Below are 25,760 nucleotides of genomic sequence, written 5' to 3' on the forward strand. Positions count from 1 at the left end.
ACATCGGGAAAAACCCGATTTATAAAGAAATCATAACACACGGCAGGACGAATCACAACAACATTTCTCTTTCCCATCGTGCTTTCAAACAGACCCGAAACCAGGAAAACTTTAGGGAAATTAGCTATACAAAATTTCACGGATAAGATATAATAGCAAAAGAATCCCATGAATCACAAGGAGACATTTATGAAAAACAAATCCGTACTGGTAACAGGGGCCTCCCGGGGAATCGGAAAGGCCTGCGCCCTTGTATTTGCGCGGCATGGTTATCAGGTATTTATAAATTGTAAAAGTTCCCTCGGGGAACTTCATCTGGTCCGTGATGAAATCCTTTCACATGGTGGTATGTGCCAGTGTGTGCCGGGTGATATCAGCCGGTCATCCGAGGTAGCGTGCATCTTCCAACAGATCAGCAATACCTGCGGCGGACTCGATGTTCTGGTCAATAATGCGGGCGTGGCTTATATTGGCCTGCTGACCGATATGACAGACACTGACTGGGAGACGGTTCTGGGAACGAATCTTTCCTCTGTATTCTACTGCTCCCGTGCAGCAGTCCCTTATATGGTATCAAAAAAATCCGGCCGGATTATCAATATTTCTTCCATGTGGGGAACCTCCGGCGCATCCTGTGAGGCCGCGTATTCGGCTGCAAAATCCGGCGTAAACGGGCTGACAAGAGCACTGGCAAAAGAGCTGGCGCCAAGCAATATCCAGGTGAATGCCATTGCCTGTGGGGTCATTGACACTGCCATGAATGCACAGCTGTCAGAAGAAGACCGCCTGCTGCTTATGGATGAGGTGCCTGCGGGACGGTTCGGCACCCCGGAAGAAGTCGCAGAACTGGTGATCGATCTGGCAGAACACCATAATTACATGACCGGACAGGTGATCGGACTGGACGGAGGGTTTATTTAACACGTTAGAATTATAAAAAGGAGTTTCTTTATGCTGAAAGTAAAAGATATCGAAAGAATACCTGTGGACTGTACCATGACAGAGTTTGTCGGTACTACAGTACTTGATACGATCGGACTTGTCATACCGGGAGTTACGCCTGCCCTGCAAGAGCAGATGAATCTCTCAACGTCTTACCCGAGTCTCGGGCTGATCAGCTCCCGTACGGGCGCTGCCGGGCAGATCAACGCTGTAGACGAAGCAGTAAAATCCACCAATACCGAGGTCGTATCCATCGAACTCCCGAGAGATACGAAAGGATGGGGCGGCCACGGCAACTTTATCATCATCGGCGGTGAAAATGTCTCCGATGTCCGCAGGGCCGTGGAGATTGCACTCGAATATACCGGGAAATATGCAGGAGAACTCTATATAAGCGAGGCCGGGCATCTGGAATTTACATTCTCTGCAAATGCCGGCCAGGCGCTGAATATGGCATTCAATGCGCCGGTCGGCAAGGCTTTTGGTTTCTTCTGCGGATCTCCGGCTGCTATCGGGCTTGTAATGGCTGACCTTGCAGTGAAATCCTCCCCTGTGGAGATTATCAAGTATATGACTCCCGACAAGGGCACCAGTCATTCCAACGAGGTCATCGTCGCAGTCACAGGAGATGCGAGCGCAGTGAAAAATGCAGTCCTCACCGCACGTGAGACGGGGCTTAAACTGCTCATATCATTGGGAAGTTATCCAGAAACACCTTCCGTCCCTTATCTGCGGTAGTTATTTCATTTTCCTCAATTCTCTCACCGCAAATATAACAGCAAGCGATGCTGCCGCTGCATCTGCAATCGGTCCCGCATACATAACACCGTCGATCCCCATGAAGAGAGGGAATATTAAGATCAGCGGAAGCAGGAAGAGTACCTGCCTTGTCAGGGACATCACGATTCCCAGTCTGGCCTTCCCGATGGAAGTAAAGAATCCGGATGACATCGGCTGGATTCCGTTTGCAAACGTCATAAACATAAATATTTTCAGGTAACGGTCCGCAAAGTGGAAGTACGCTTCACTTCCGGTTCCGAATATGCTGACAATCTGTCTCGGGAAAATCTGAAAGCACAGGAAGAACAAGGTTGCGATTGCAGTACACAAAACAGCGGCCCTCTTGTAAGTTCCCCGCACCCGTTTATAATTTTTTGCCCCATAGTTAAATCCCCAGATTGGCTGGCATCCCTGTGATATACCGATACAGATTGCCATAAATACACTGTTGACCTTGGAAATTACCCCCACACAGGCGAGCGGGATATCGCTCCCATAGGCAGATGAGGCGCCATAGTGGCGGAGCGTATTATTCATCGCAATCTGGACAACCGCCATTGCGATCTGGTTAAAACAGGAGGCCATTCCCAGTGCGGCAATCGCTTTCAGATATTCTCCTTTCGGCCTGAATGACGAGGCTTTCAGTTCCATATTCCTGAACTTTGCAAAGTATAAAATGACAAGCAGCCCAGAAACAATCTGCCCGATAATCGTAGCGGCTGCCGCCCCCTTGATTCCCCAGTGGAATACGAAAATAAACACCGGGTCGAGTATGGTATTCAGGATCGCCCCGGTCAGCATACATACCATAGAATATGTAGGACTTCTGTCGGCCCTGATAATATGGTTGCCCCCGGTTGTCAGTACAAAAAACGGCAGTCCCAGTGCCGTAATGCCCGTGTAATCCAACGCATAGGGCAGGACATCCTTTGTGGCGCCGAAGACGTGAAGGAGCGGCTCCAAAAATAGCAGTATGACCACACCTATCACAGTTCCCGAAATAACCAGCATCGAAAGCCCTGTTCCGGCAATCTCGCTGGCCCGCTTTTCTTTTCCGGCCCCCATCTCCAGATTATAGTTGGATGCACTTCCGATTCCAAGGAGGAGTGCCGTCGCCGTTGCTATAATGGAAACCGGAAATGCAATATTGGTTGCCGCATTTCCCAGCATACCAACGCCCTGTCCGATAAATATCTGATCTACAATATTATATAATGCACTCACCAGCATACTGATCACTGCCGGCACTGCAAACTTGGCAATCAGCCCTCCGAGAGGCGCTGATGCCAGTGGATTTTGTTTTTCACTCATTTAATCACTCTCAAATCTTTCCATAAATTTCTTTTGTAACGTATGCCTTCACGGAAATCCCCTCAGGCACATATTCTTCTTCCAGCAGCTGTCCATTCTTACGAATAAGCTGAATCTTACCTGCATCTGTAAACGGATACAGCCTTTCTATATAGATCTGCTCCTTCCGTATAATCTCCAGCAGCACTTCCTTAAGCTTTTCAAGCCCCTGTCCCGTCTTCGCCGAAGTCAGGATCGAATAGTCCGCCTGAAAATCCCGGAAATTACCTGTCCCTTCAAGCTTATCCTGCTTATTAAACAGCGTGACAACTGGTTTTCCTTCCACACCGAGCTGCCTGAGTGTCTCATAGACCACATACATCTGATTATCCATCTGGGGATTGGATGCGTCTACCACATGAATGATGATATCTGCATACTTTGCTTCCTCGAGCGTACTCTTAAAAGCCTCAATCAAATGATGCGGGAGTTTATTAATAAACCCGACCGTGTCCGTCAGAAGAATCTCCTGCTTCTTGTCCAGTTCCAGCACTCTTGTCGTGGTATCCAGCGTAGAAAAGAGCATTGCATCTGCCAGGATCCCGGCATCAGTCAATGCATTTTCAATACTGCTCTTTCCGGCAGATGTATAGCCGACAAGCGCCGCCACTTTCATGTGGGAATCCTTCCTCTGTGTACGGATCAGTTCCCTGTGCTGCTCGACTTCTTCCAGTTCCCTTTTCAGCTTGCCGATTCTCCCCCTGATCAGGCGCCGGTCCATCTCCAGCTTCTTCTCCCCGGGTCCCCTCGTGCCGATCCCTCCGCCCAGACGCGACAGCGAATCCCGGAGCCCCACAAGGCGGGCCGCCCGGTACTTCAACTGGGCCAGTTCCACCTGAATCTTTCCTTCGCTGCTGGTCGCCCTGGCCGCAAAAATATCCAGAATCAAAAGCGTTCTGTCGATCACCTTGCATTCCAGCTCCCGCTCCAGATTATGAAGCTGCACAGAGCTCAGCTCATCGTCACAGACAATCCCCGTCGCCTCCGTCTCCCAGAGCAGCTCCTTCAGTTCCAGAATCTTGCCTTTTCCCACATAAGTAGTCGGATGGACTGCCTCCCTCTTCTGGATCAGCCGTCCCGCCACAGACGCATTCGCGGTCTTCACAAGTTCCGCCAGCTCATCCAGCGATTCCTCCGTCTTCTCATACTCATTCACCTGAATACCAACAAGAACCATACGTTCTTCCTGTTCCTGCATTTCATATACCGGCATATATTAACCTTTTCAAAGGGGTCTGACCCCTTTGCCCTTCATTTTCAGAATATTCTCAAGATTTGAATATTTTTTTATCCAGATCTGCTATGGTTATTTCCTTCAAACGCGCCAGACACCGCTGGTTCAAGTCTTCATAGACTTCTTCCATGAGTCCTCCCATTCCTGAAGCTATCAGACATTTCATCTCGGAGCTGCCGCTTTTCCAGCCTGATGATACGAAGGTAAAGTCCAGCGCATCTGCAATCATATATAGCGTCACGTCTTTGCTGTCCATTACAAAATGATAGCCGCCCTCGATCCCCTCTTTTGTCTCTACCAGCTCTGCCTTTTTTAGTTTTGCCATAACCTTGCGTATTCTTGCAGGGTTCGTGCAGATATTTTCTGCCAGTCCCTCACTGGAATATACACATCCTTTGTGATTTAAAAATACAAGGGCATGCACTGCAACCGAAAATTCACTTGTCATCTTCTCCCACTCCTAATCATACTGTATTCTAACCGTTAACTTTTTGGTAACAGTTTTCCTTTTATATTATAATTCATTTTTTAAAAAATACCACCCTAATTTTTATTTTCACAGGCAAACCTGTAAACAGTAACGTCTATTTTAACCGGATAATAAATACCGGCAGCGGGGGGTCATTCTTCCGGTTAAAATACTGGTTAACAATGACCAGCCAGCGTTTCGGGTCCAGAGACTCTAAATAGGAAAGTAAAGCATCCCGCTCTTCATACCCTGTATCCTTCCCACTGTAAATACACAGGCTCATGATCCCATCTTTCTTCAGAAGCTTAAGCCCTTCCCCGACCGCACGGATACTCGTGTCAGGCTTTGTCGCGACTGCATGGTCCGCCCCCGGCAGATAGCCAAAATTAAAAACGATGGCAGATACGCTTTCTTTCACGTATTCTCCCATCTTTTCATGCCCGTCATGTATCAGGCAGAATCTGTTTTCATAACCGCATTTCTCCAGCCGTTCTTTTGTGCCAAGAATCGCCTCTTCCTGTATATCAAATGCATATACCATGCCGTCTTCCCCACAGAGCCTGCAGAGGAACTCTGTATCATTGCCGTTCCCCGCAGTGGCATCCACACAAATATCCCCCGGTTCTATATACTGCTCCAGAAACCGGTGGCAGTAATCTGTAATCCTATAACTATATTTCATATGAAACTCCCAGAATGCAACTATCTTGTTCTTAAAAATTCTGCTTCCTTCTGCATATCCTTGTCATCCGGATACGCAGCCAGATATTCCTCTGCCTTCGCCCCCGCAGTCTCCCAATCCTGCTGCCTTTCATAGCAGACAATCTCGTTATACTTCATTTCCCGGACAACCTCGGTATAATCAGGGGCATCCTCATCTTTCTTCCCGCCCGTTTCCCCGGAAAGCGCTATTCCTTTCTGAAATGCATCCAGCGCCCCTTCCACATCGTTAAGCTGCATGGAACATACGCCGATAAAGTTATAGAGTGTCGGGGTTTCATCCCCTTCATTGTCCAGAACATTCTGAAACGCTTCTTTCGCCGCCTCATAATCCTGCTGCTCATAATAGGCCATGCCAAGCCCCCTGTATGCTTCCGCGGCATCCTCCTTCTCCTCTAAAGACTTCTGGAAAGAAGATACGGCTTCCTCATACTGCTGCTCCTCCATCTGCTGCGTCCCCTGCTCTATATAATTTAACTTGTCCTTGCAGCCGGTCAGCATAAAAGCAGCAAGAATCATACAAACAATCCCTTTTTTCATATAGCTCTCCTCTTATTCCGGGTACTTCAGTACCCAGAAAGAATTCAATATATTAATCAGCATCACTGCCATATCGGCAATAATCGCATTCTGCATGGTTACATATCCGAAAACCGCTAACAGCAGCAGAACTACCTTCATCCCGATTGCAAATATCAGGTTCAGCTTCACGGCACGGATGGTTCCTTTCGATATCTTAATGGCATTCACGATCTTCGAGGGTTCATCCTCCATCAGTATCACATCCGCCGCTTCCAGGGCAGCGTCCGCTCCCAGACCGCCCATTGCGATGCCGATATCAGCAAGCGCCAGTACCGGGGCATCGTTGATGCCATCCCCTACAAACGCAAGCTTCTCCTCTTCCATCTGGCTTTCCATGAACTCTCTGACCTGATCCACCTTTTCTTCCGGCATCAGATTCGCATAGACATAATCTATCCCGAGCTGCTTCGCCACATCATCTGCAACCCGCTCATTGTCCCCTGTCAGCATGACAGCCTCAAGCTGGTGCTTCTGCAGCCAGTGGATCGTCCACTTCACATCGTCCCTTAGGACATCCGCTATCAGGATATATCCCTCATACTGGTCATCCACAGCTACATGCACGGCAGTCCCAATCGCCTGCACCGGCTGATAGAATAATCCCTGCCGGTTCATGAACTTCGAATTGCCGATGCAGACCTGTCTCCCGTCAATATAGGCCCTGACACCGAAACCAGAATACTCCTTAATCGTTTCCACTCTCCTGCCGTCGATCTCTTTTCCATAGGCTTCCCTAAGCGAAACTGCGATCGGATGGTTTGAATATGCTTCCCCATATGCTGTAAGCTCGAGAAGTTCATCCGCATCCATATGCTTCGGGCATATCTCTTTTACATGGAAAACACCTTCGGTCAGTGTTCCGGTTTTATCAAATACGAAAGTCTCTGTCTTTGAGAGTGCTTCCAGAAAATTACTCCCCTTAATCAGCACCCCCTGTCTGGATGCCGCCCCGATCCCTCCTAAAAACGCAAGCGGAACAGAGACAAGCAGTCCGCACGGACAGGCTGCCACAAGAAAAATCAGACCGCGGTATACCCACGTCTCCGCATCTCCTGATATCATCATCGGAGGAAGGATCATGACAAGAATCCCGAGCAAGGTAACTGCCGGTGTATAAAACCTCGTAAACCGGTCCGCAAAGTTCTCGCTTTTCGCTTTATTATTATTCGCGTTCTCCACCAGATTAATAATTCTGGATGCGGTGGAATCCGCATAAACCTTTGATACACGTGCCTCAAGCACACCGCTGATATTAATGCTCCCGCTGTAAAGCCTGTCTCCGATCTTTACTTCACATGGCTCTGATTCACCTGTCAGCGCCTTAGTATCCACCATGCTTGTTCCCATCGTAACAACCGCATCCACCGGTATCCTCTCCCCGGGCCTGATCACAATAATGTGACGCGGCTTAAGTTCCCTTGGATGTACCTTTTCTTCACGGCCATGTGTCTTGCGGTTTGCATACTCAGGACGGATATCCATAAATCTGGCAATCGACTTCTTCGTCCTTGTCAGAGAAATCACTTCCACCATCTTTCCAAACTGGAAAAAAAGCATCGCCCCTACAGCTTCCGTATATTTTCCAATAATAAATGCCCCGATCGTCGCCAGCAGCATCAATAGGTTCTCATCAAAAATATGCAGTTTTTTGAAGTTCTTTGCCATATCCTGAAAAATCCCAACCGTCACCACCAGATACGGCAGTAAATACAATATCAGCTCTGTCTTCCCAAAAAGATCCCAGTGTCTGACTGCCAATAATGCACTGATGTATAAAACCAGACCGATCCCGATTTCAATGCATTTCTTTTTTACTTCTTTTGCCATTGCGGCCCCCTCTTTTTCTTACATGCTGTCTTATACGGGGCATGCTGTCAGGTTATATCCCCGTGCTTACTCTCTGATATGTTCCATTCCCTGATTCATAATTGTCTTTATATGCCCGTCGGCAAGCGAATAGAACACAGTCTTTCCTTCCCTCCGGTTCGAAACCAGCTTCATCTGCTTAAGTACACGAAGCTGGTGTGAGATCGCAGACTGTGTCATATTAAGCGTCTGTGCCAGATCACATACACACATCTCTGACTGGAACAGTACGTACAGGATTCTGATTCTGGTAGAATCTCCAAACACCTTAAAAAAATCTGCCAGATCCTGAAGTTCTTCCGCCTCCGGCATGTGTGCCTGAACCTTCTCCACCACATCCTCATGTACATGAACAAAATCACAATGTTCTACTTCTATTTTTTCCATATATGGAATCTCCCTTCAAGTTCAGAATTTATTATACGTGAAATCCACCATCAGGTCAAGCGCTGCACCCTGCCGCAGGCGACTTTAAATGGGCAGCAATACCCCATTAAATGAATAAAAATATACAGACCTTCCCGAATATAGCAATGACTCCCGGCCGAAGAAATAACCCCTTCTGCCGGAAGCCCTGTGCACCCGTATATTTCGTTTTTTGCAATTTACTTTTTATAAAGTACCCGGATCGAATTCAGGATGCAGATCATAGCCACCCCTGTATCCGCAAATACGGCCATCCACATGTTCGCCATGCCCGCAAGTCCCAGAATCATGACAAGTGCCTTGACTATGAGGGCAAAGGCTACATTCTGCTTTGCAATCACACCGGTTGTCCTTGCAATCTTCAGCGACTGCGGAATCGCTTCCATAGAAGAGGTCATGAATACTACATCTGCCGCCTCAATCGCCGCATCCGCGCCGCTGCCCATTGCCGCACCCACATCCGCCCCCGCAAGTACCGGGGCATCATTAATGCCGTCGCCGACAAACATCACACTTCCATGTTCTGAGCGGATCTTCTGCAATTCTTCCACCTTATTCTGTGGCAGGAGTTTTGCATGCACTTCATCAATCCCAGTCTCTTTTCCGACACTTTCCGCGCTTTTCTGTGCATCGCCCGTCAGCATAGCCGTCAGGATGCCAAGCCTTTTCAGTGACGCAACCGCCTGTTTTGCATCCGCCTTGATTGTATCGGCAATCACAATTCTTCCTGCATACCTGCCATTTAACGCCAGCAGAACTTCTGTGCCATATGTGGTATCCTCACACTCTGCCAGATCAATCTGGTAGTTTTCAAGCAGTTTTTTATTTCCGCACAATACCGTACCCTCTGGTAATTCCGCCTTGATTCCTTTTCCAGAAATCTCTTTCACTGCCGCCGGCCTCTTCAGTTCAATCCCTTTTTCCCCGGCCGCAGTCACAATGCTGTTTCCGATTGGATGGGTAGAAGTCAGTTCACAGCTGCCAGCCAGCTTAAGCAGTTCTTCCCTGTCTACGCCTGCCGCCGGAACGATGTCCTGCACAACAAAGTTTCCCTCGGTAATCGTTCCCGTCTTATCCATGACAATCGCTTTCACACCCTGAAGCGCTTCGATAGCCACGCCTCCCTTGAATAAGATCCCTTTCTTCGATCCGGCTCCGATTCCCGAGAAAAATGCCAGCGGTACACTTAACACAAGTGCGCATGGGCAGCTGATTACAAGGAACGTAATCGCTGTGTATACCCAGTAATTCCAGTTTCCGGTTACGATGGACGGAATGATGGCCGTTGCAGCAGCAAGTGCTACTACAAACGGTGTATACACTCTCGAAAATCTTGTAATAAAACGGTCAATCTTAGGCTTGTTTGCCGCCGCATTTTCTACAGAATCCAGAATTCTGGTAACCATAGAATCTTCCAGTGCCTTATCCGCACGGATTTTCAGCAGGCCCGATGTATTCACACAGCCTGATGTCACACTGTCTCCCACTTTTGCAGCAACGGGTACGGGCTCACCTGTTACCGGTGAAGTATCAATCCGGCTCTCTCCTTCCACGATCGTACCATCCAGCGGAATCCGGTCTCCGGGCCTGACCAAAAGAACATCTCCGATGACAGCCTCCTGCGCAGGAATCACGTCAACATCGTCACCGTTCATCCTGTTTACCACTTCCGGGCGCATATCCACAGCATCCATAATCTGGCTGCGGCTCCTTGCCACCGCAATCTCCTCGAAAAGCTCTCCTACGCGGTAAAACATCATAACACCCACTGCTTCCGCATAATCCCCGATCACCAACGCTCCCAGCGTGGCGATACTCATCAGGAAATTCTCGTCAAACACATGCCCTTTGCCGAGATTCTTAGCAGCTGTAAATAAAACCGCCCTTCCCAGAATGAGATATCCAAGGATGAACAATGCAAAAGAAAGATAGCCATTTACCGGTTCTGTCAGTTTTCCGGCAATCAGGAAAACCGCCCCAAGACCGATCTCCACAAAATCCTTCCTGTTTTCACTGAATTTTCCTGCTTTTCTCTCTTCTTTAGCCACAGGTTTTCTTTCCCTTTTAGATACCGTAACTTCCCCTTCTATTGAAGAACAGATTTCCTGGAAAACAGGGAGCAGTTCTTCCTCCGTATTCGTCACTACCTGAAGCTGTTTTGTTGCATAAGTAATGTTTGCAAAATCAACCTGGGGAAGCTCCTGAATCTTTCTCTCCATCTTTGCCGCACAGTTCGCACAGCTCAGGTTTTCCAAAATGTATACCTGCTTCTTGACGTTGTCAAATGCATGATTTACCTGGCGCCGTTCCACGGCCTCATGCACATGCCCGTCATGTTCCCCATGATCGTGCCCGCAGTGGCATTCTTCCCCATGTTCATGGTGATGACCGTGGACATGCGCTTCCTCATGATGGTGCTCATGCCCGCACCCACATTCCTCCCCATGTTCATGGTGGTAGCTGTGTTCATGTTGATGGCCGTGTTCATGTTCTTCCCCGTGATGGTGCTCATGTCCGCACCCACATTCAGGATGCGCATGATAAACCTTTCTATTAACTGCCTGTTGTGCCATATCTATCCCTCCATCATAAGCAACATATGAATAACTGTTCATATGTTCATATAATCACATTGAAGCCGATTTGTCAATAGAATTTCATGAAAAAAGATATATTTTATAAAGAAAAAACCGGAACCGCAGAACATGGAAATCTTCTCCCAGTCCTGCCTGTTCCGGCCCTTAATTTCGCTTACTTTTCGTCTACAAAATGCACACTGTTCTGTGCCCGCTTATTTCCTATTACATTCTCCGCTATCTCTTCCAGCTTATCTTTACCGCTTGTGTTATCACCGGCATTCAGAAGACATGCCTGAATGGCATCATTCAATGACAGCATCTTATCGTCCAGTTCGGCGACCATCTGCGCACATTCCCTGAGTTCGCGGCTGATATAATCCGGAGCATTTCCCTCAAACTTATAGTAAATCTTATGCTCCAGGCTTGCCCAGAAATCCATTGCAATTGTCCTGATCTGAATCTCTACCTTCGTATCCACGACACTGTCGGAAAGAAAAATCGGTACTGACACGAGCATATGATAGCTCTTGTAGCCGCTTTCTTTTGGATTCTTAATATAGTCTTTGATAGAAAGCACCTTCAGGTCACTCTGGTTCCCGATCATCTCCGCCAGACGGTAAATATCTGAAGTAAACGAACAGATCAGCCTGACTCCCGCAATATCATTTATGTACTTTACCATATTCTCTATCGAAGTCTCATAGCCGTATCTCTTCAGCTTCTTGACTATGCTCTCCGGAGTCTTGATCCTCGTCTTGATGTGTTCAATGGGATTATACTGGTGAACATGCTGAAATTCATCATTCAGAATCTCCAGCTTTGTCCCTACTTCTTTTAATGCAGCATTGTATAGAAAAATAACCGTCTTCCAGCTATCTACGTCTTCATAATTCTTGATAGCGTCATGCATCTGTTGCTCTCCTCTCACGTCGGAAATCCCCCTTTCCCAGCCTTTTTCAGTATATCATAAATCGTGCTTTATGTCAGCCAGTTCATTCTTTTTTAAGAATTCAAAGGCAAGGAATAAACTGGAAAAGATAATGTACCATAAGCAAAAGAAAGCATACGTAACTCTTCTTGCACCCATATTCCCCTACAATTCCAGTTTCATATCCCCGAACTTGATCCACTTTCGTTTTCTCATAAACTCGGATATTCCCAGTGTCACAAATGCCGGCAATAATATCTGGATCACCAGTATCTTTATTAATACGATCAGCTGGGCCTCATTCTGTGTCATAACCTGCCATGTCATAATCTGTCCTACCAGCCCGGCCGTCCCCATACCTGACCCTGTCGCGTTGCTGGTCATATGCAGCACCATCGTACCGACCGGGCCCAGTATCGCACTGGACAGTATCGCCGGCAGCCATATAATCGGTTTTCTGACAATATTCGGGACCTGCAGCATGGAGGTTCCGATTCCCTGCGCCAGAAAACCGCCGATTTTATTTTCCCGGAAGCTGGCCACTGCAAATCCGACCATGTTGCAGCAGCATCCGATCGTTGCCGCGCCTGCCGCAAGACCGGACAAATTCAGAATAATCCCGAGCGCGGCTGAACTGATCGGCAGTGTCAGAATCATTCCCATCAGCACCGATACAATAATTCCCATCAGGAAGGGCTGCTGTTCTGTTCCCCAGTTAATCAGAGAACCCAGCCAGTTCATAAACCTTGAAATCGGAGGTCCCAACAGCAGTCCCACAGCAGAGCCTGTCCCGATTGACACAAGCGGTGTGAGGATAATATCCAGCTTTGTCTTCCCTGAAATCAGGATTCCGCATTCTATCGCTATGTATGCGGCCACAAAAGCCCCCAGCGGCTCTCCGGGGCCCGCAAATACCATTGTACCGTCCTGAATCACCTGCCCCGCCAGAAGCTTACTCGCAAAGGCACCTGTCATTCCCGCCGTGGCCGCAGACACAATCACGAGATGGCTGGCATCCAGCTTCCTTGCCACGCCGACACCTATCCCGGCACCAGTCATAGCCGCCGCAACTTTCCCCACGGCAAAAATCATATTTCCTGTCGACCCGCCCATAAAGGTACCAATCTGCTGTATAATCGTCCCTATGATTAAAGTAGCAAACAGCCCCTGGGCCATTCCGCCCAGACCGTCTATAAAGATCCTGTCCAGTAACTTTTTCATCCCTTCGTTCCTCCTGCACTTACATCTGTCTTGTCACTCCCCGCCATTTTATCATAAACCGTTTGAAAAGTCACTTTTTTTCACACTTAAAAAACCTTAAAAAAGCTTCATGTAAAAGGCTGTGCAGTCCTCCCTTAAGGATACTGCACAGCCCTTTATTTAATCTGTTTCTTTCATTCTCTCCACTAATGTTTCTTTTTGAAGCATCTTCACGCCATATTGCGTCATAATCAGCTGCATAGCCGCCAGCAGTACGATGTACAGAAGGACCGGTATCCACGGGAAAGTATAACTTACCCCCAGTCCCAGCTGTATACATGCACGCACCAGGCCGTATCCGAGACCCCCGCCGAACACAAGCGTACATATGGCGGAAACACCGACATAACTCAAGGTCTCCCTGCTTAACATAGTCCTTATCTGCTCCTTCGTCATTCCGACTGCCTGCAGGATTCCCAGTTCTTTTTTACGGGTAAACAGATTGGTCATGATCGTATTCATCAGGTTGATCACACCAAATGCCACGAGGAATACAGCCAGCACATAGAGAATCATTTTCATGGCGAAACTCTCATTCTCCAGATACTCCCGTGTTTCGGTTTTGGATGACAGATACATATTTTCTTCTGCCCCAAACAGTTTGTCAAGCTCTCTGCCCACCGCTTTTTCCGCCTCCGGTTCCACAGCGATTTCATAGCCGTAGGTTGTATTCATCATAGTCCACTGGTCCAGCATTTTAGCGGGCATAAGCAGGGTGCTTCCCATGACAGACAACGGAAGTCTTACATCGCGTCCCTCCTCAACATTCTTCTTGTTCCAGGAAATCATTTTAATCGTCGCCAGTACCGGCACATTCTCTTCTATCCTCTCGCCTGTCTGATTATAGTAAACTACAGAAATCGTATCCCCTCTTTTAATAGGATGTTCTTTAAAGTTACTATTGCTCTCGGTTTCTACAACCATTCCCGGTCCGTGCAGAAGTTCGTCATATGTTTCCGGCCCGTCATAGTCCATCTCTTTGAGTAATGCAAAATCTGCTTCTGTAAAACCATTGACACCTTCCTGCTGTTCTTCCCCGAACATATTTGCGGCTATCGTGAGATATTTCCACGGTTTCGCAGATATCACGCCGTCTATGCTCTCCAGTTCCGCCTTAAGGCCCTCCCCCATCACATCTTCTGCCTGAAGCTGTGCATAGGCTTTCACGCGCCCTTCAAGACTTGTATCATTGTTATCATAACCAGATTCCGCAGTCAGCTGTAGCTGATATTCTCCTTCCGGGAAAAAGTTATCCGCAGAAGCTCCGGGGTCATAAGATACGATGAAAGTGGCAATCGTCCCTAAAAGTACTCCTGCAAGTACAAGTGAACTCATCGTCAGGATACTTTTCTTCCTGTTCCTTTTTAAGTTAATCCCTGCCAGGCTGTTAGGTGTCAGCCGGCGTTTCAGTACCGTGGATTCCTTCATTTTTTCTGTATAACCGGTATATCCAAGCGCCTCAATCGGTGATGTTGCCGCCGCAATTTTAGCCGGTTTCCTGACAGAAATGCCAACGGAAACCATTCCCAGAAGCAGGCAGACAAGTGCTGCCCCTAAAAATGTGAACGTATCCCAGCCTTTCGGGACAAGGGCATATCCCATCACACCTCCAAGCAGAATACCAAAAGGCATCCCCTTCAGCGCCAGAATCATTCCTTCTCTCGATACGAGCGTACGCACCTGCTGCCTCGTCATACCGAGTGTACGCATCTGTCCGTATTCCCGGACTTTACCTGCCACTGCGATGTAGAAAATATTATGGATGACAAGGCCTGCCGCTGCCAGTATCAGCAGTGCCACCAGAACAAGAGTAATGATGCTGCCTGTTGTAAGCCTCGAAACACCTGCCTGACCGAAGTAACCGTCATTTACCTTAATCTGGTCTTCCGGTATTCCTGCTGCCTTCCCGATCTCCAGAGCGCTCTGTCTGGCTGTATTCAGATCCATATCCATAGCGCCCTTCATATTAACGGACGCACTTACTGTCGGAACGCTTTCCCCTTTGAGCATCATGGCACAGGGAAGTGATACATAAATCTTGTGACTATTTTTCGCTTTTGACGGCGTATCTACAATGGCCGTGACCCGGTATTTCCTGACTTTTTTGTTTCCGAGGTCGAGTAATACAGTATCCCCCGGCTGAACGGATAGTCCAAGCTGCTCAATATAATCTGCCGGCAGCATGATATCATGGTCCTCTTCCGGGAGTTCTCCTGTGTATTCGATCTGGTCCCGCTCCATAAAAGTCTCATCCTGATACATCACAAGAAGACGGTTATTCCCTACCTTTCCGCTGCCTGCCTTGCTGTCTGCCGCCGCCCATTTCACCCTGCCATCCGTATTGAGCTGTTCTGCCTGCTCAGGTGTAATGTCCATATAAGACACCTGGGCCGTATCTTCCAGAAGTCTTAATTTCTCTTTAGAACTCCCGAACACATATAGTATAAATGTCAGCACCAATGCCACGGACAGGGCAATCGTCAGACATGTAAAGAGATTCCTTGTACGGCTGTTTTCCATGCTTTTGTTCGCAAGCCGGCGGATCACAGTCTTATTTACATTCCGGTCCATTTTCATTACTGCCACCTGCTTTCTCTGATCTTCCCGTCCTCGATGCGTATCAGCGTATCTGCCATCTGGGCGATTTCTTCATTGTGCGTAATCATGACAATTGTCTGTCCAAACCGCGCGCCTGTCGTCTTCAGAAGGCCTAGCACATCCTGGCTTGTACGGCTGTCCAGATTCCCCGTCGGTTCATCGGCCAGAAGGATCGCCGGCTTTGCCGCAAGGGCCCTTGCGATCGCAATACGCTGCTGTTCTCCACCGGACATCTGGTTCGGCATGTTTTTCAGACGTTTTTCCATCCCGATCATCCTGACGATTTCCATCACATAGTCCCGGTCCACCTGATTACCGTCCAGTTCGATCGGAAGCACAATATTCTCATATGCATTGAGCACCGGTACAAGATTGTAGGCTTGAAACACGAATCCAATCTGCCTGCGCCTGAAAATCGTAAGTTCATCGTCATTCATCTCTGACAGTTCCCTTCCCGCTACCATGACACTGCCTTCTGTCGGATTATCCAGACCGCCCAGCATATGGAGAAGTGTCGATTTACCGCTTCCGCTTGTTCCCACGACCGCCGCGAAACTCCCCTGTTCCACTTCTAAATCCACTCCGTCCAATGCCTTAACAATAGATGGTTCGCTGCCATAATATTTTTTCAATCCTTTTGTTTTTAAAATACTCATCGTTCTCTCCTTATCCCTGCTTCATTGTCTTGTTGTTTTCTATAATCCAATCCTATCATCACAATGTTACAGGACCCTCTCATAAAAAGAGAAAAAGGTATCAGTTTTGTAACATTTCATTTTGCAAAAGTGTGAAAAAAATAGCCTCCCGGGATGGGAAACTATTTTAGCCGCCTTTTTAAGGCCTCTCATTTGAAAGAAAAAGGGAAAATGTGCTGCCTTCGCCTTTCCTCGACTCTACCATGATATATCCAGACTGCTTCATCAAAATCTCCCTTGTCAGGTACAGGCCGATTCCGACGCCCTCTTCCTTACGAACGGCCTCTTCCCTGTAAAACCGTTTAAAGATATCGTTGATATGTTCCGGATCTATGCCGGTTCCGGTATCACGGATTCTGATCCGCGTGTACATCTGCCGGTGATCTACATCAAGAATTATCTTTCCTCCATCAGGCGTATATTTCACTGCATTGTCCAATACATTGAATATCGCTTCTTCCGTCCATTTCGGATCATAAAAAAGTCTCAGAGCTTCAGGACAGTGCACTTCCAGTCCAATCCTTTTCTTTTCGGCTTTGGGGAGTACAGACGATACGGCTCCGGATATGGTCTGGAACAGAGGCGTATTTTCTTTTTTCAATGTAATCAGGTTACTCTCCAGCCGTGACATTTTCACGAGTGAACGTACCAGAAAGTCCAGCTTATTTACCTGATTTTCCATCACCGACAAGAGTCTTCTGTCCTCTTCCCCCAGATCCGGGCTCATGCTGACCGTATCGCTGTACATCATAATATTCGCAATGGGAGTCTTCAGCTGATGAGAAATGTCTGACACCATTCCCTGTATCTCCTGTTTCTGGCGGAGATTCTGTTCGCCGGACAATCTGGTGACCTCCCCCAGCTTCTCCACCTTCATCGCAAGCTTGGATGAAAGCGTTTCAAGGTCCGTATTTCTGGATGGTTCTTTCCCGGAGATCATATCGTCCAGCGTATCACCGATATACCCCGTCAGCTTCCGGTACTTTCTCCTGAATACCAGAAAGCTTATTACCACTGCCGCCGACATGCCTGCTGCCAGAATCACCACTGCCGCTCCCAGACTAATCGTCATCTTTTATTTTCCTCCATCCACTGGTATCCCATGCCGTAAACAGTCTTGATATAGGAATTGTTATCATCCTCGATCTTGCCCCTGAGACGGCTGATATTGATGGTAAGTGTGTGTTCATCCACAAAGTTTCCGTCCTGATCCCACAGTTTGTCAAGAAGAACCTGTCTTGTCAGGACCTGCCCCGGATTCCTTATGAATACCTGAAGCAGCTTAAATTCTGTCGGAGTAAGGGTCAGTACTTCCCCGTTCTTTGACACGGTCCGGTTCTCAAGATCCACCTCAAGACTGCCGCACCTGTGTACCTGTTCCTCCTTTGCCGGCTCACAGCGCCTCAGGATTGCCTGAATCCTCTGGAGCACAATCCGTATGTTAAAAGGTTTCGTAATATAATCGTCAGCACCGGCCTCAAAGCCGCGTATCATATCCTCATCCATATCGTGGGCCGTTAAAAATACAATAGGCGCGCTACTCCCACTGCGTATCTCTTCTGAAAAATGAAACCCGTCACCATCCGGCAGGTTTACATCCAGCAAAAACATCTGAAACTCCTGCTCTTTCATATATGCCCGGGCCTGTCTTAAGTTATATGCCGGGACCGGATGAAGCCCGGCCCTCTGGAGATTAAAACACAGGCCGTCATTGAGCATTTCATCGTCTTCTATAATCAATATATTTTCCATCACATTTCATTATACTGATACACCGCATAATTAAGTAACAGGCAGATAATCGTCAGCCGATGTACCGGGCGGATATACGCCCTGTTTCCTCTCTTCTGCCCGTACATATTTTAGCATGGGGCATTCGTGTTTGTCAAAGAATCCTGAGGGGGCTGTAACATGGAGAAAGGGGCTGGAATCACTTCCAGCCCCGGGAGGGAAAATTATGAAATTTATGCTATCTATTCAAAAATCAAAAGGTTGTTTTCCTTTGATGTATATAACTATACAAAGGAAATGTGACATGACTGTGAGCATCAGATTAACTATTTATGATTCTTTTTAAAGATAATCTTAAGAGTATAAAATATATCTGTACTCCATAAACAGAATATGAATCATGGGGCTTTTAATCTTCCGCAATCCTCAGTCTTTCTACGACTGTGTTCTTTACAGCTCCCTTATAGCTTAGTATCGGAACGATGACAGATATCAGCAGCAGTACCGGTGTGCATAGCAGAACCGGCAGGATCCTGAAGTGCCATGTGAATATTGCCATCTGCCCGGCTACGGCATTTACGATCACATAACCGACAGCCATTCCCACAGTACAGGTCACCAGCAGGGTGAGCACTGCATATAGCAGCCCCTCAAACTGCAGCATCTTTTTCTGCTGCTGCCCTGTCATACCGATGGCTTCGAGCGTAGCCAGCTCTTTCTTCCGTGAAAGAATCGAGGTGATTGTTACATTTACAAAGTTCAGTATTCCGATCAGTGCAAGGATAAAGCTTAAGAATCCTCCGGCCAGTGCATACACGTTTTTCAGATTATCAAACATTGCCACGTAATCTGCCTTCGTTTTCCCGTCCAGATCCGTATTAACCTTTTCACAGTAGTTCTTCATCCATGAAGTAATCTCTGCCCCTTTTCCCTCCTCTGCATCAAAAATCGTTTTCATCGGCTGCGTCTCCCCATACCGGGCCATGAACTCGGTATCCGGCATGATGTAAGCGACTGGCATAGCAGAATGGTACCACTGTGACTGCAGGGCATATGGAAGTTCTCCTACGGCCATTACCTCATAAGCTTTACTTTCTCCGCTGCTGGATTCCAGCATAACTGTATCTCCTATATTCAAATACGGGTGCTCAAAACTGGTGTGGTCACCCCATTCAAATGAATTGACAATCACATAATTCCCAGTCTTAAATTTTTCCCAGTCCAGCTTTCCATCTGCCAGATTTATCTTGTCTGCTGCTTCCTTATTTACGCCATATATATCGATGTTACTGGCCTTTGACTCCCTCATCTGCCGGATTTCGCCGGCGACATCCTGATTGGAAAAGAATTTTTTGTACTCCTGCATATAGGTCTCCATATTATTCCATTCAGTATCCAAAAAAGAATGATATTCAGTATGGATATATATGTTTCCGATGTCCTTCACACCATCCTGCTTCACAAGTTCCTGCTGAAATTCCTTTGTAACGCCTGCCGTATTTGTATATTGGCTTCCAAAATTTGTCATGGACGCATCTGTAACCATATAATTTGAAACCATATAAGTAGACAGGTATTTATCCATGTCAAACCCCTTCACCATCGTGTAAACGCTGTTCAGGAGTATCAGGCTCAGGGACAGGGATAAAACGACAAGAACCAGTTTTTTAGGATTCCGTTTAACATTGGCCATCGCCATATGGAATGGGGATGCTTTTTTTGTCCGCTTCTTTTTTCCCTTTTTTTGTTTTTCTGTATATTTCACAGCCTCCACCGGTGATACCTTTGCTGCGATCCGGCATGGTTTGATACAGCTGATATAAACAGTTACGATTGTAAAAACAGCGGCCCCTATAAATATGAGCGGATTTGCAGAATAGATCTGTACATCATTTGTTAAAAGGCTGAGTACCGATGGAGCCAGCAGCCTGCCCGTCAGAAAACCAAGCAGCAGCCCGGTGGGAATTCCTAATAAGCACAGCATCCATGCCTGTCTTCGCACGAGTTTTTTCAGTTGTTTTCCCGTCGTACCAATGGTTTTTAGCAGGCCGTAAAAACGGATGTCACTAAAAATATTCAAGTAGAAGATGTTATAAATGATCAGATAGCCTGACAGCATGATCAACACCATAACTACTACAAGCATCATCACTGTTGTTGGATCGACCGAGGAGAATCCATATGCCCAGTTCACACCATAGTCTACTTTTGTCGTATCGAATCCGCATCGCTCGCAGAGCTGAAGCATCTGTTTTTCGATATCCCAGGAACTGCTGAAGTTAAAATTGGGATTCATGTAACCACTGTAATCCCCGCTATTTTCCGCTTCATAAAAGGGGGTCGTTTCCAGCGGGGCCGTCTTATCGCTGTATTGACGGGATACCAGTATTTCCTGTGCACGAAGTGCTTTATCTCCCTCCCAGTATCCGCACAGACGGAAGGTCTGTTCCACTACTTCATCGTGGACCCTGATCTGAAGTTCTACCTTTTCCCCCAATTTATGCGGGATCTCCAGTGCGTCCAATACAATGGTGCTCATCGCAATATCATCTATTTTCTCCGGCATCTTTCCTGTTGTCGGGTAAGAAAAACTGTTTTTTGCATCCTGATCTTCGAAATACCGGACCTCCCCCTGTATTTTATTTAGTTCTGGATTTTCAGTAAAACCTACTACGATGTTGTAGGATAAATCTCTGATTTTGCCATCTTCCTTTAGTGTTTCGTATTCTTCCCATGTAAAATTTTTGAACCCTGCATGGCTCCTTCCCCCGACCTGGCGCAGACTGGATTCTGTACTGCTTTGCATGATACTGCCCCCAATGGAAAAGATCGTCGTAAAAAGGACGGCAGTCAGGGCAATTGCCAGCACACTGATGATATTTTTCTTTTTCCGGGCCCCCAGTGTCCGGGCTGAAAGCTTTCTAATGATCTTTTTATTTTTCACTCTAGCCACGGTATCCACCACCCTTGCCTTCTGTTTTCCCTGACGGCCGAGATGTTGTGCGCCTGCCTGTCTGCGGAATGCGGTCATCCGGTATGTCGCTGAACTGTCCTGCTTTTCTGACCTTTCCGTCTTCTATGCGGATAATCCTGTCAGCCATCTGTGCGATTTCCTCATTATGGGTAATCATGACGATTGTCTGTCCGAACTGGTCGCTGGTCACTTTCATCAGGCTCAGTACATCCTGGCTCGTATTGGAATCCAGATTTCCTGTCGGTTCATCCGCGAGTACGATAGCCGGCTTTGCGGCCAGTGCCCGTGCAATCGCCACTCTCTGCTGCTGGCCCCCTGAGAGCTGTCCCGGCAGGCTGTCCAATTTCTGTTCCAGACCGAGTACCTGTACGATCTCACGGATGTATTTTCTATCCACCTTATTTCCATCCAGTTCTATAGGGAGTGTGATGTTTTCTTCCACATTTAGTACTGGTACCAGATTGTAGTTCTGAAAGATAAATCCAATCTTTCGTCTCCGGAAAATGCACAACGCATCATCCTTCAGTGAAAAGATGTCTTTGTCATCCACATATACTTTTCCCGATGTAGGCCTGTCCAGACCTCCCATCATGTGGAGCAGGGTTGATTTTCCGCTTCCGGAAGTTCCGACAACTGCGGCAAATTCTCCTTCCATGACAGACAGGCTGACGCCATCTAATGCTTTTACTGTATTTTCACCTGATCCATAATATTTCTTGAGTTCCTCTGTTCTCAATATTCCGTTCATATTCTGCCTCCTTTTTATTCATGTAATTTTAGAAATCGCTAAAATAGAGTTTCGCTTGCGAAACTCGCGCCTGCGGCGGTCGCATCGCGACATCTACCTTATACGCCGCAGTGCGCATCCCCCGGAGGGTTTATTATTTCATAGGACGTACTTTCCTATGAAATAATAAAAAGCCTATTCACTTCTATGAATAGACTTTAACATATGAATCTTTCCAGACTCTTTCCGAAATCTAACAGTTCTGAAAGTTTTCACGCGGCAGATATACGGCAAAAGACGCACCTGTCTGGTTCGTCGTGCTTACTTTGATATAACCGTGTTCCTTTTTCAGAATCTCCCGCGCCAGATACAGGCCGAGCCCCACGCCTTCCTTCTCCTGAAACTGACTTCCACGGTAAAACCGCTGAAAGATTTTAGGGATCTCTTCCTCCGTAATTCCCGGTCCCTCATCCTGTATGCAGATACTGACAAACATGGGATATTCTCTGATGGCTACGGTCACACAGCTTTTCTCTTCTGTGTATTTCAGCGCATTATCCAGAATGTTATAGACGGCCTCTGATGTCCATTTTCTGTCGAAACAGGCCTGACATTCATCGGTCCATCCCTTCTTTACAATCTGGATTCCCCGTTTCACCTGTTTCTCCTTCCCGCGCAGGACCAGTTCTTCCAGCATCGGCTTAAGCGGCTGCTTCTGAGGGGATACCTGTATAATATTCGTCTCAAGACGTGACATCTTGACAAGGGACTGAATCAGGGATTCCAACAGGTCTGTCTGGGCCATCAGTCTTTTTGCCAGTTCCTTGTCTTCTCCTTCCAGTTTTTCCTCAATAATTTCCCCGTAGAGCCGGATGTTAGAAATCGGTGTCTTCACCTGATGTGAAATATCTGAAACCAGTTCCTTGACAGCCTTTTTTTCCTTCTCCACATTCTGCCTGCTGAGTGCAGATGCACCGAGAAACCGCTTCCACTTTACCTCCAGCTTGGACAGTTCGCTCTCGTCATAGTCAGACTCCTGAAAGTTTCCCGAAGTGGCCTCATCCAGCATCATATTCAGCGTTTCATAAGTATTTTTCCTAAACCGCAGCCCCATCTATATTCCCGCCTCTCTATTTCCAGACATACCCTACTCCATATACGTTCAAAATATGTTCCGGGTTTGCAGGTTCCTTTTCCAGCTTTGCTCGAAGCCTGCTGACTGCAACCGGAAGTGCATTTTCATCCACATATTCCATTCCGTCTGTCCATACCTTATCTATCATAACATCCCGGGGTATGGTATTTCCCCGGTTCTCCAAAAGGACCTGCAGAAGCTTCTGCTCCGTCCTGCTTAATACAAGACTCTGTCCGTCTCTCTTATAAACCATTTTTACCGTATCCAGCAAGAGATGCCCATCCTCATACCGCCCTCTGCCATGATCAGAAAAAGACAGCCGCAGAAGATTCTCGATCCTCGCTCTCAAAACTGCAAGGCTGAACGGCTTGGTCACATAATCGTTCGCCCCCAGTTCAAACCCCATCACCTCATTCACCTCCAGGTCATTCGCCGTCAGCATCAGCACCGGCCGTGAGCACGACTGGCGGTATTCCTTCAGGAAATCATATCCATTCCCGTCGGGGAGGTTAATATCTAAAATAACAAGCCCAAACTCATTCCCCTGTACAGCAGAACGCGCTTCATGCAGCGTGTAACACTGGGTGAAACGGTATGAAGTTTTTCCAAGACCCAAAACAATTCCCTCATTTAATGCTGAATCATCCTCAACGATCAAGATATCCGTCATATTATGCTCCTTTTATCTGAAAATTCTGAATGCGGACCGCAAAAGGGTCTGACCCCTTTTCATCTTATCAAAAAAGGCCGTACATTTCAATGCACAGCCTTTTTCTTAATGTTCTCTACTCTTCCTCTACAAATACGTCTTTTCCAAGTCCGCAGATCGGGCATACCCAGTCATCCGGTATATCTTCAAATGCGGTTCCCGGCTCGATTCCCCCGTCCGGATCACCCTCCTCCGGGTCATATACATATCCGCATGGTTCACATACATATCTTTTCATTTCAAACTCCTCCTATTTCTTTCATGTTATCTTGTAAATGCACAGTCCTGTACTGAACAGTTACATTAGCTTTCCCTATTCACACCTCTGTCATGCATAAATTTCCAAATTCAGAGGTATATTTAAGGTTCCTTTTAAATTGCCCATTCGTATTTTCCGCCGTCTCCTACCTGATAGAAGTCGGCATAATTGATTTTAAATATATCTTTTCCGGTACCTCGTATATCTATGTGGTTCTTGATCAGGTACTGCCATGTCCCGGCATGTGAGATATCTCCCTGAAGCAGGATTCCCTCTACTTTTCCGTCTCTTAGGATGACGCGCTTATAATGCTCTTTATCTTCTCTTACCTGTATTTCATCACCTTCTTCCTCGCAGATTCTTCCTACGCATAAGCTTAAAAGTCCGAAGAAATTGATCGTGTTCTTGATGGCAAAGCGGTCTGCATACTCTGTTTTTAGACCGCACATATTCTTTCCCGCCACTCTTCCCTGATCGGCTGCATTCGGCCAGATTCCTGACAGGCCTGTGATGTCGCCTGCCGCATAGATGTCAGGCTGGTTTGTCTGCAAATAGGAATCCACGCATACTCCGCGTTCACACATGATGCCGCTGCCTTCGAGATACCCGGTTGATGCACGGACACCGGCTGCGACAACGATCATATCGCATGCTGCTTTTTCACCGTTGTCCAGAACGACTTCATGAATCCTGCCGTCCTCACCACACTGTGCTTCACTGGCCCGCCTTCCAAGGAGGAAACGGACACCGGCCTTTTCAAAGAGTTCCTGATAGCTCTGGGCGCCGTGGGCATCGAGCTGTACCGGCAGAATCTGGGGGGCCATTTCTACAATGGTAACTCTCCTCCCCCTCTCAAGCAGTCCGTAGGCCGCATCCAGCCCAACGAGTCCGGAACCGATGATTAGCACATTTTCTGCCTCTTCTGCTTCCTTTACAATATCCTGGGCATCGGAAAGATTCCGCAGCCCATACACATTGGAAGCCTTTCTTAAATCTCCCACAGGGGGAATACAGCTGTCCGCGCCATTCGCAATCAAAAGCCTGTCATACCCCACTTTTTCTCCTGTGTCCAGATGAATTTCCTTCTCACCGGGACAGACTTCTACGACCCGGACCCCCTTTTCCCAGTCAACACGATACTTTTCAAAGAAATCATCTTCCGTAAAATTCAGGCTCTTTTCATCGCGCTCCCCTCCGATAAACTTATGCAGCATACAGCGGGAATGAATCTGTGTATCCGCGGAAATCAGCAGTATCCCGGCGTTTTCGTCCAGCCCCCTGATTGTCTTCGCGGCTTCTGTACCGGCAACACCGGCACCTATAATCACATGCTTCATACTTTTACACCTCCTCTACATAAATCGCTTTTTTCGGACAGGAGGCTACACAGGATGGTTCTCCTCCCGCGTTTACGCAGAAATCACACTTGATCACTTTACTTTTCGTCACCTGATCCGGCTTTAAAACGCCGAACGGGCAGTTCATCACACACATAAAGCAGGACCCGCACCGGGTTTCATCATAAAACACGTGTCCGCTTTCCGCATCCTTGCGAAGCGCCCCGCTCATGCATGATTTCACACATTCCGGGTCAGCACAGTGCCGGCAGAACAAGGGTTTGTAGTGTCCCTCTGCATCCTTTAGGATAAAATTACGGGACTCATTTTTAGGGTCTGTCAAATCCAGATCATATATCGTCCCCGGCGTTTCCCTGTGCGCCTGCATACAGGCGGCGGAACAGTTCTTACAGCCGTCGCATTTCTCATAATCGATCATGATACGTTTCATTTTTACCG

The 25,760-nt window shown here is 47.4% G+C and carries 23 protein-coding genes; 2 read left to right on the top strand and 21 right to left on the bottom strand.

The window, feature by feature from the left end; all coding sequences use genetic code 11:
- The first annotated feature begins 189 nt into the window (after nt 1-189).
- Together ymfI and pduB are read left to right on the top strand one after the other, a co-directional pair.
- Nucleotides 190-921 (top strand): elongation factor P 5-aminopentanone reductase, encoded by a 732-nt coding sequence (ymfI, locus tag A8806_RS10955; protein WP_109731239.1) that lies wholly within the window; start codon nt 190-192, stop codon nt 919-921.
- A gap of 30 nt (nt 922-951) precedes the next feature.
- Entirely contained in the window at nt 952-1,680 is a 729-nt protein-coding gene (gene pduB, locus A8806_RS10960; RefSeq protein WP_109731240.1) for a microcompartment protein PduB, read from the top strand.
- Here the strand turns inward: pduB and A8806_RS10965 are convergent, their stop codons facing one another.
- From A8806_RS10965 to A8806_RS11065, 21 genes are all read right to left on the bottom strand, one after another.
- The gene (locus A8806_RS10965; RefSeq protein ID WP_109731241.1) at nt 1,681-3,033 is read right to left on the bottom strand and encodes an MATE family efflux transporter; all 1,353 of its coding nucleotides are present in this window, start codon (nt 3,031-3,033) and stop codon (nt 1,681-1,683) included. It lies immediately after the preceding gene.
- 10 nt (nt 3,034-3,043) lie between these two features.
- Complete coding sequence (hflX, locus tag A8806_RS10970; protein ID WP_109731242.1) at nt 3,044-4,285, bottom strand: GTPase HflX; 1,242 nt, start codon at nt 4,283-4,285, stop codon at nt 3,044-3,046.
- A 55-nt stretch (nt 4,286-4,340) separates the two neighbouring features.
- The gene (locus A8806_RS10975) at nt 4,341-4,754 is read right to left on the bottom strand and encodes an RrF2 family transcriptional regulator (RefSeq protein WP_109731243.1); all 414 of its coding nucleotides are present in this window, start codon (nt 4,752-4,754) and stop codon (nt 4,341-4,343) included.
- Between the two features lie 136 nt (nt 4,755-4,890).
- On the bottom strand, nt 4,891-5,457 hold the full coding sequence (gene mnmM, locus A8806_RS10980; protein WP_109731244.1) for a tRNA 5-(aminomethyl)-2-thiouridylate-methyltransferase MnmM: 567 nt from the start codon (nt 5,455-5,457) through the stop codon (nt 4,891-4,893).
- A 20-nt stretch (nt 5,458-5,477) separates the two neighbouring features.
- A complete protein-coding gene (locus A8806_RS10985; protein ID WP_109731245.1) occupies nt 5,478-6,035 on the bottom strand; it encodes a tetratricopeptide repeat protein in 558 nt (185 codons plus the stop codon).
- Between the two features lie 12 nt (nt 6,036-6,047).
- A complete protein-coding gene (locus tag A8806_RS10990; RefSeq protein WP_109731246.1) occupies nt 6,048-7,904 on the bottom strand; it encodes a heavy metal translocating P-type ATPase in 1,857 nt (618 codons plus the stop codon).
- 66 nt (nt 7,905-7,970) lie between these two features.
- Nucleotides 7,971-8,330, bottom strand: coding sequence for an ArsR/SmtB family transcription factor (locus A8806_RS10995; RefSeq protein ID WP_109731247.1), 360 nt, complete (start codon nt 8,328-8,330; stop codon nt 7,971-7,973).
- 218 nt (nt 8,331-8,548) lie between these two features.
- The gene (locus A8806_RS11000; RefSeq protein WP_109731248.1) at nt 8,549-10,942 is read right to left on the bottom strand and encodes a heavy metal translocating P-type ATPase; all 2,394 of its coding nucleotides are present in this window, start codon (nt 10,940-10,942) and stop codon (nt 8,549-8,551) included.
- 178 nt (nt 10,943-11,120) lie between these two features.
- The gene (locus A8806_RS11005) at nt 11,121-11,858 is read right to left on the bottom strand and encodes a GTP pyrophosphokinase (protein ID WP_109731249.1); all 738 of its coding nucleotides are present in this window, start codon (nt 11,856-11,858) and stop codon (nt 11,121-11,123) included.
- Between the two features lie 183 nt (nt 11,859-12,041).
- Nucleotides 12,042-13,097 (bottom strand): PTS sugar transporter subunit IIC, encoded by a 1,056-nt coding sequence (locus A8806_RS11010; RefSeq protein ID WP_109731250.1) that lies wholly within the window; start codon nt 13,095-13,097, stop codon nt 12,042-12,044.
- A gap of 159 nt (nt 13,098-13,256) precedes the next feature.
- A complete protein-coding gene (locus A8806_RS11015; RefSeq protein WP_109731251.1) occupies nt 13,257-15,713 on the bottom strand; it encodes an ABC transporter permease in 2,457 nt (818 codons plus the stop codon).
- Nucleotides 15,713-16,390 (bottom strand): ABC transporter ATP-binding protein, encoded by a 678-nt coding sequence (locus A8806_RS11020; RefSeq protein ID WP_109731252.1) that lies wholly within the window; start codon nt 16,388-16,390, stop codon nt 15,713-15,715. The genes A8806_RS11015 and A8806_RS11020 overlap by 1 nt, the downstream gene beginning before the upstream one ends.
- Nucleotides 16,391-16,568: 178 nt before the next feature.
- Nucleotides 16,569-17,501, bottom strand: a complete 933-nt coding sequence (locus tag A8806_RS11025) for a sensor histidine kinase (RefSeq protein WP_242996045.1) — start codon at nt 17,499-17,501, stop codon at nt 16,569-16,571.
- On the bottom strand, nt 17,498-18,181 hold the full coding sequence (locus A8806_RS11030; RefSeq protein WP_109731253.1) for a response regulator transcription factor: 684 nt from the start codon (nt 18,179-18,181) through the stop codon (nt 17,498-17,500). The genes A8806_RS11025 and A8806_RS11030 overlap by 4 nt, the downstream gene beginning before the upstream one ends.
- 388 nt (nt 18,182-18,569) lie before the next feature.
- Complete coding sequence (locus A8806_RS11035) at nt 18,570-21,113, bottom strand: ABC transporter permease (RefSeq protein ID WP_181368667.1); 2,544 nt, start codon at nt 21,111-21,113, stop codon at nt 18,570-18,572.
- Nucleotides 21,106-21,882, bottom strand: coding sequence for an ABC transporter ATP-binding protein (locus A8806_RS11040; protein WP_109731255.1), 777 nt, complete (start codon nt 21,880-21,882; stop codon nt 21,106-21,108). The genes A8806_RS11035 and A8806_RS11040 overlap by 8 nt, the downstream gene beginning before the upstream one ends.
- A 232-nt stretch (nt 21,883-22,114) precedes the next feature.
- Nucleotides 22,115-22,975, bottom strand: coding sequence for a sensor histidine kinase (locus A8806_RS11045; RefSeq protein ID WP_109731256.1), 861 nt, complete (start codon nt 22,973-22,975; stop codon nt 22,115-22,117).
- A gap of 16 nt (nt 22,976-22,991) precedes the next feature.
- Complete coding sequence (locus A8806_RS11050; protein ID WP_109731257.1) at nt 22,992-23,666, bottom strand: response regulator transcription factor; 675 nt, start codon at nt 23,664-23,666, stop codon at nt 22,992-22,994.
- A gap of 115 nt (nt 23,667-23,781) precedes the next feature.
- Nucleotides 23,782-23,943 (bottom strand): rubredoxin, encoded by a 162-nt coding sequence (gene rd / locus A8806_RS11055; RefSeq protein ID WP_109731258.1) that lies wholly within the window; start codon nt 23,941-23,943, stop codon nt 23,782-23,784.
- A gap of 134 nt (nt 23,944-24,077) precedes the next feature.
- Nucleotides 24,078-25,301, bottom strand: coding sequence for an NAD(P)/FAD-dependent oxidoreductase (locus A8806_RS11060; RefSeq protein ID WP_109731259.1), 1,224 nt, complete (start codon nt 25,299-25,301; stop codon nt 24,078-24,080).
- 4 nt (nt 25,302-25,305) lie between these two features.
- A complete protein-coding gene (locus A8806_RS11065) occupies nt 25,306-25,752 on the bottom strand; it encodes a 4Fe-4S dicluster domain-containing protein (RefSeq protein ID WP_109731260.1) in 447 nt (148 codons plus the stop codon).
- Nucleotides 25,753-25,760: the final 8 nt, after the last annotated feature.

The sequence above is a fragment of the Faecalicatena orotica genome, from assembly GCF_003149245.1.
Classification (GTDB): Bacteria; Bacillota; Clostridia; order Lachnospirales; family Lachnospiraceae; genus Faecalicatena_A; species Faecalicatena_A orotica.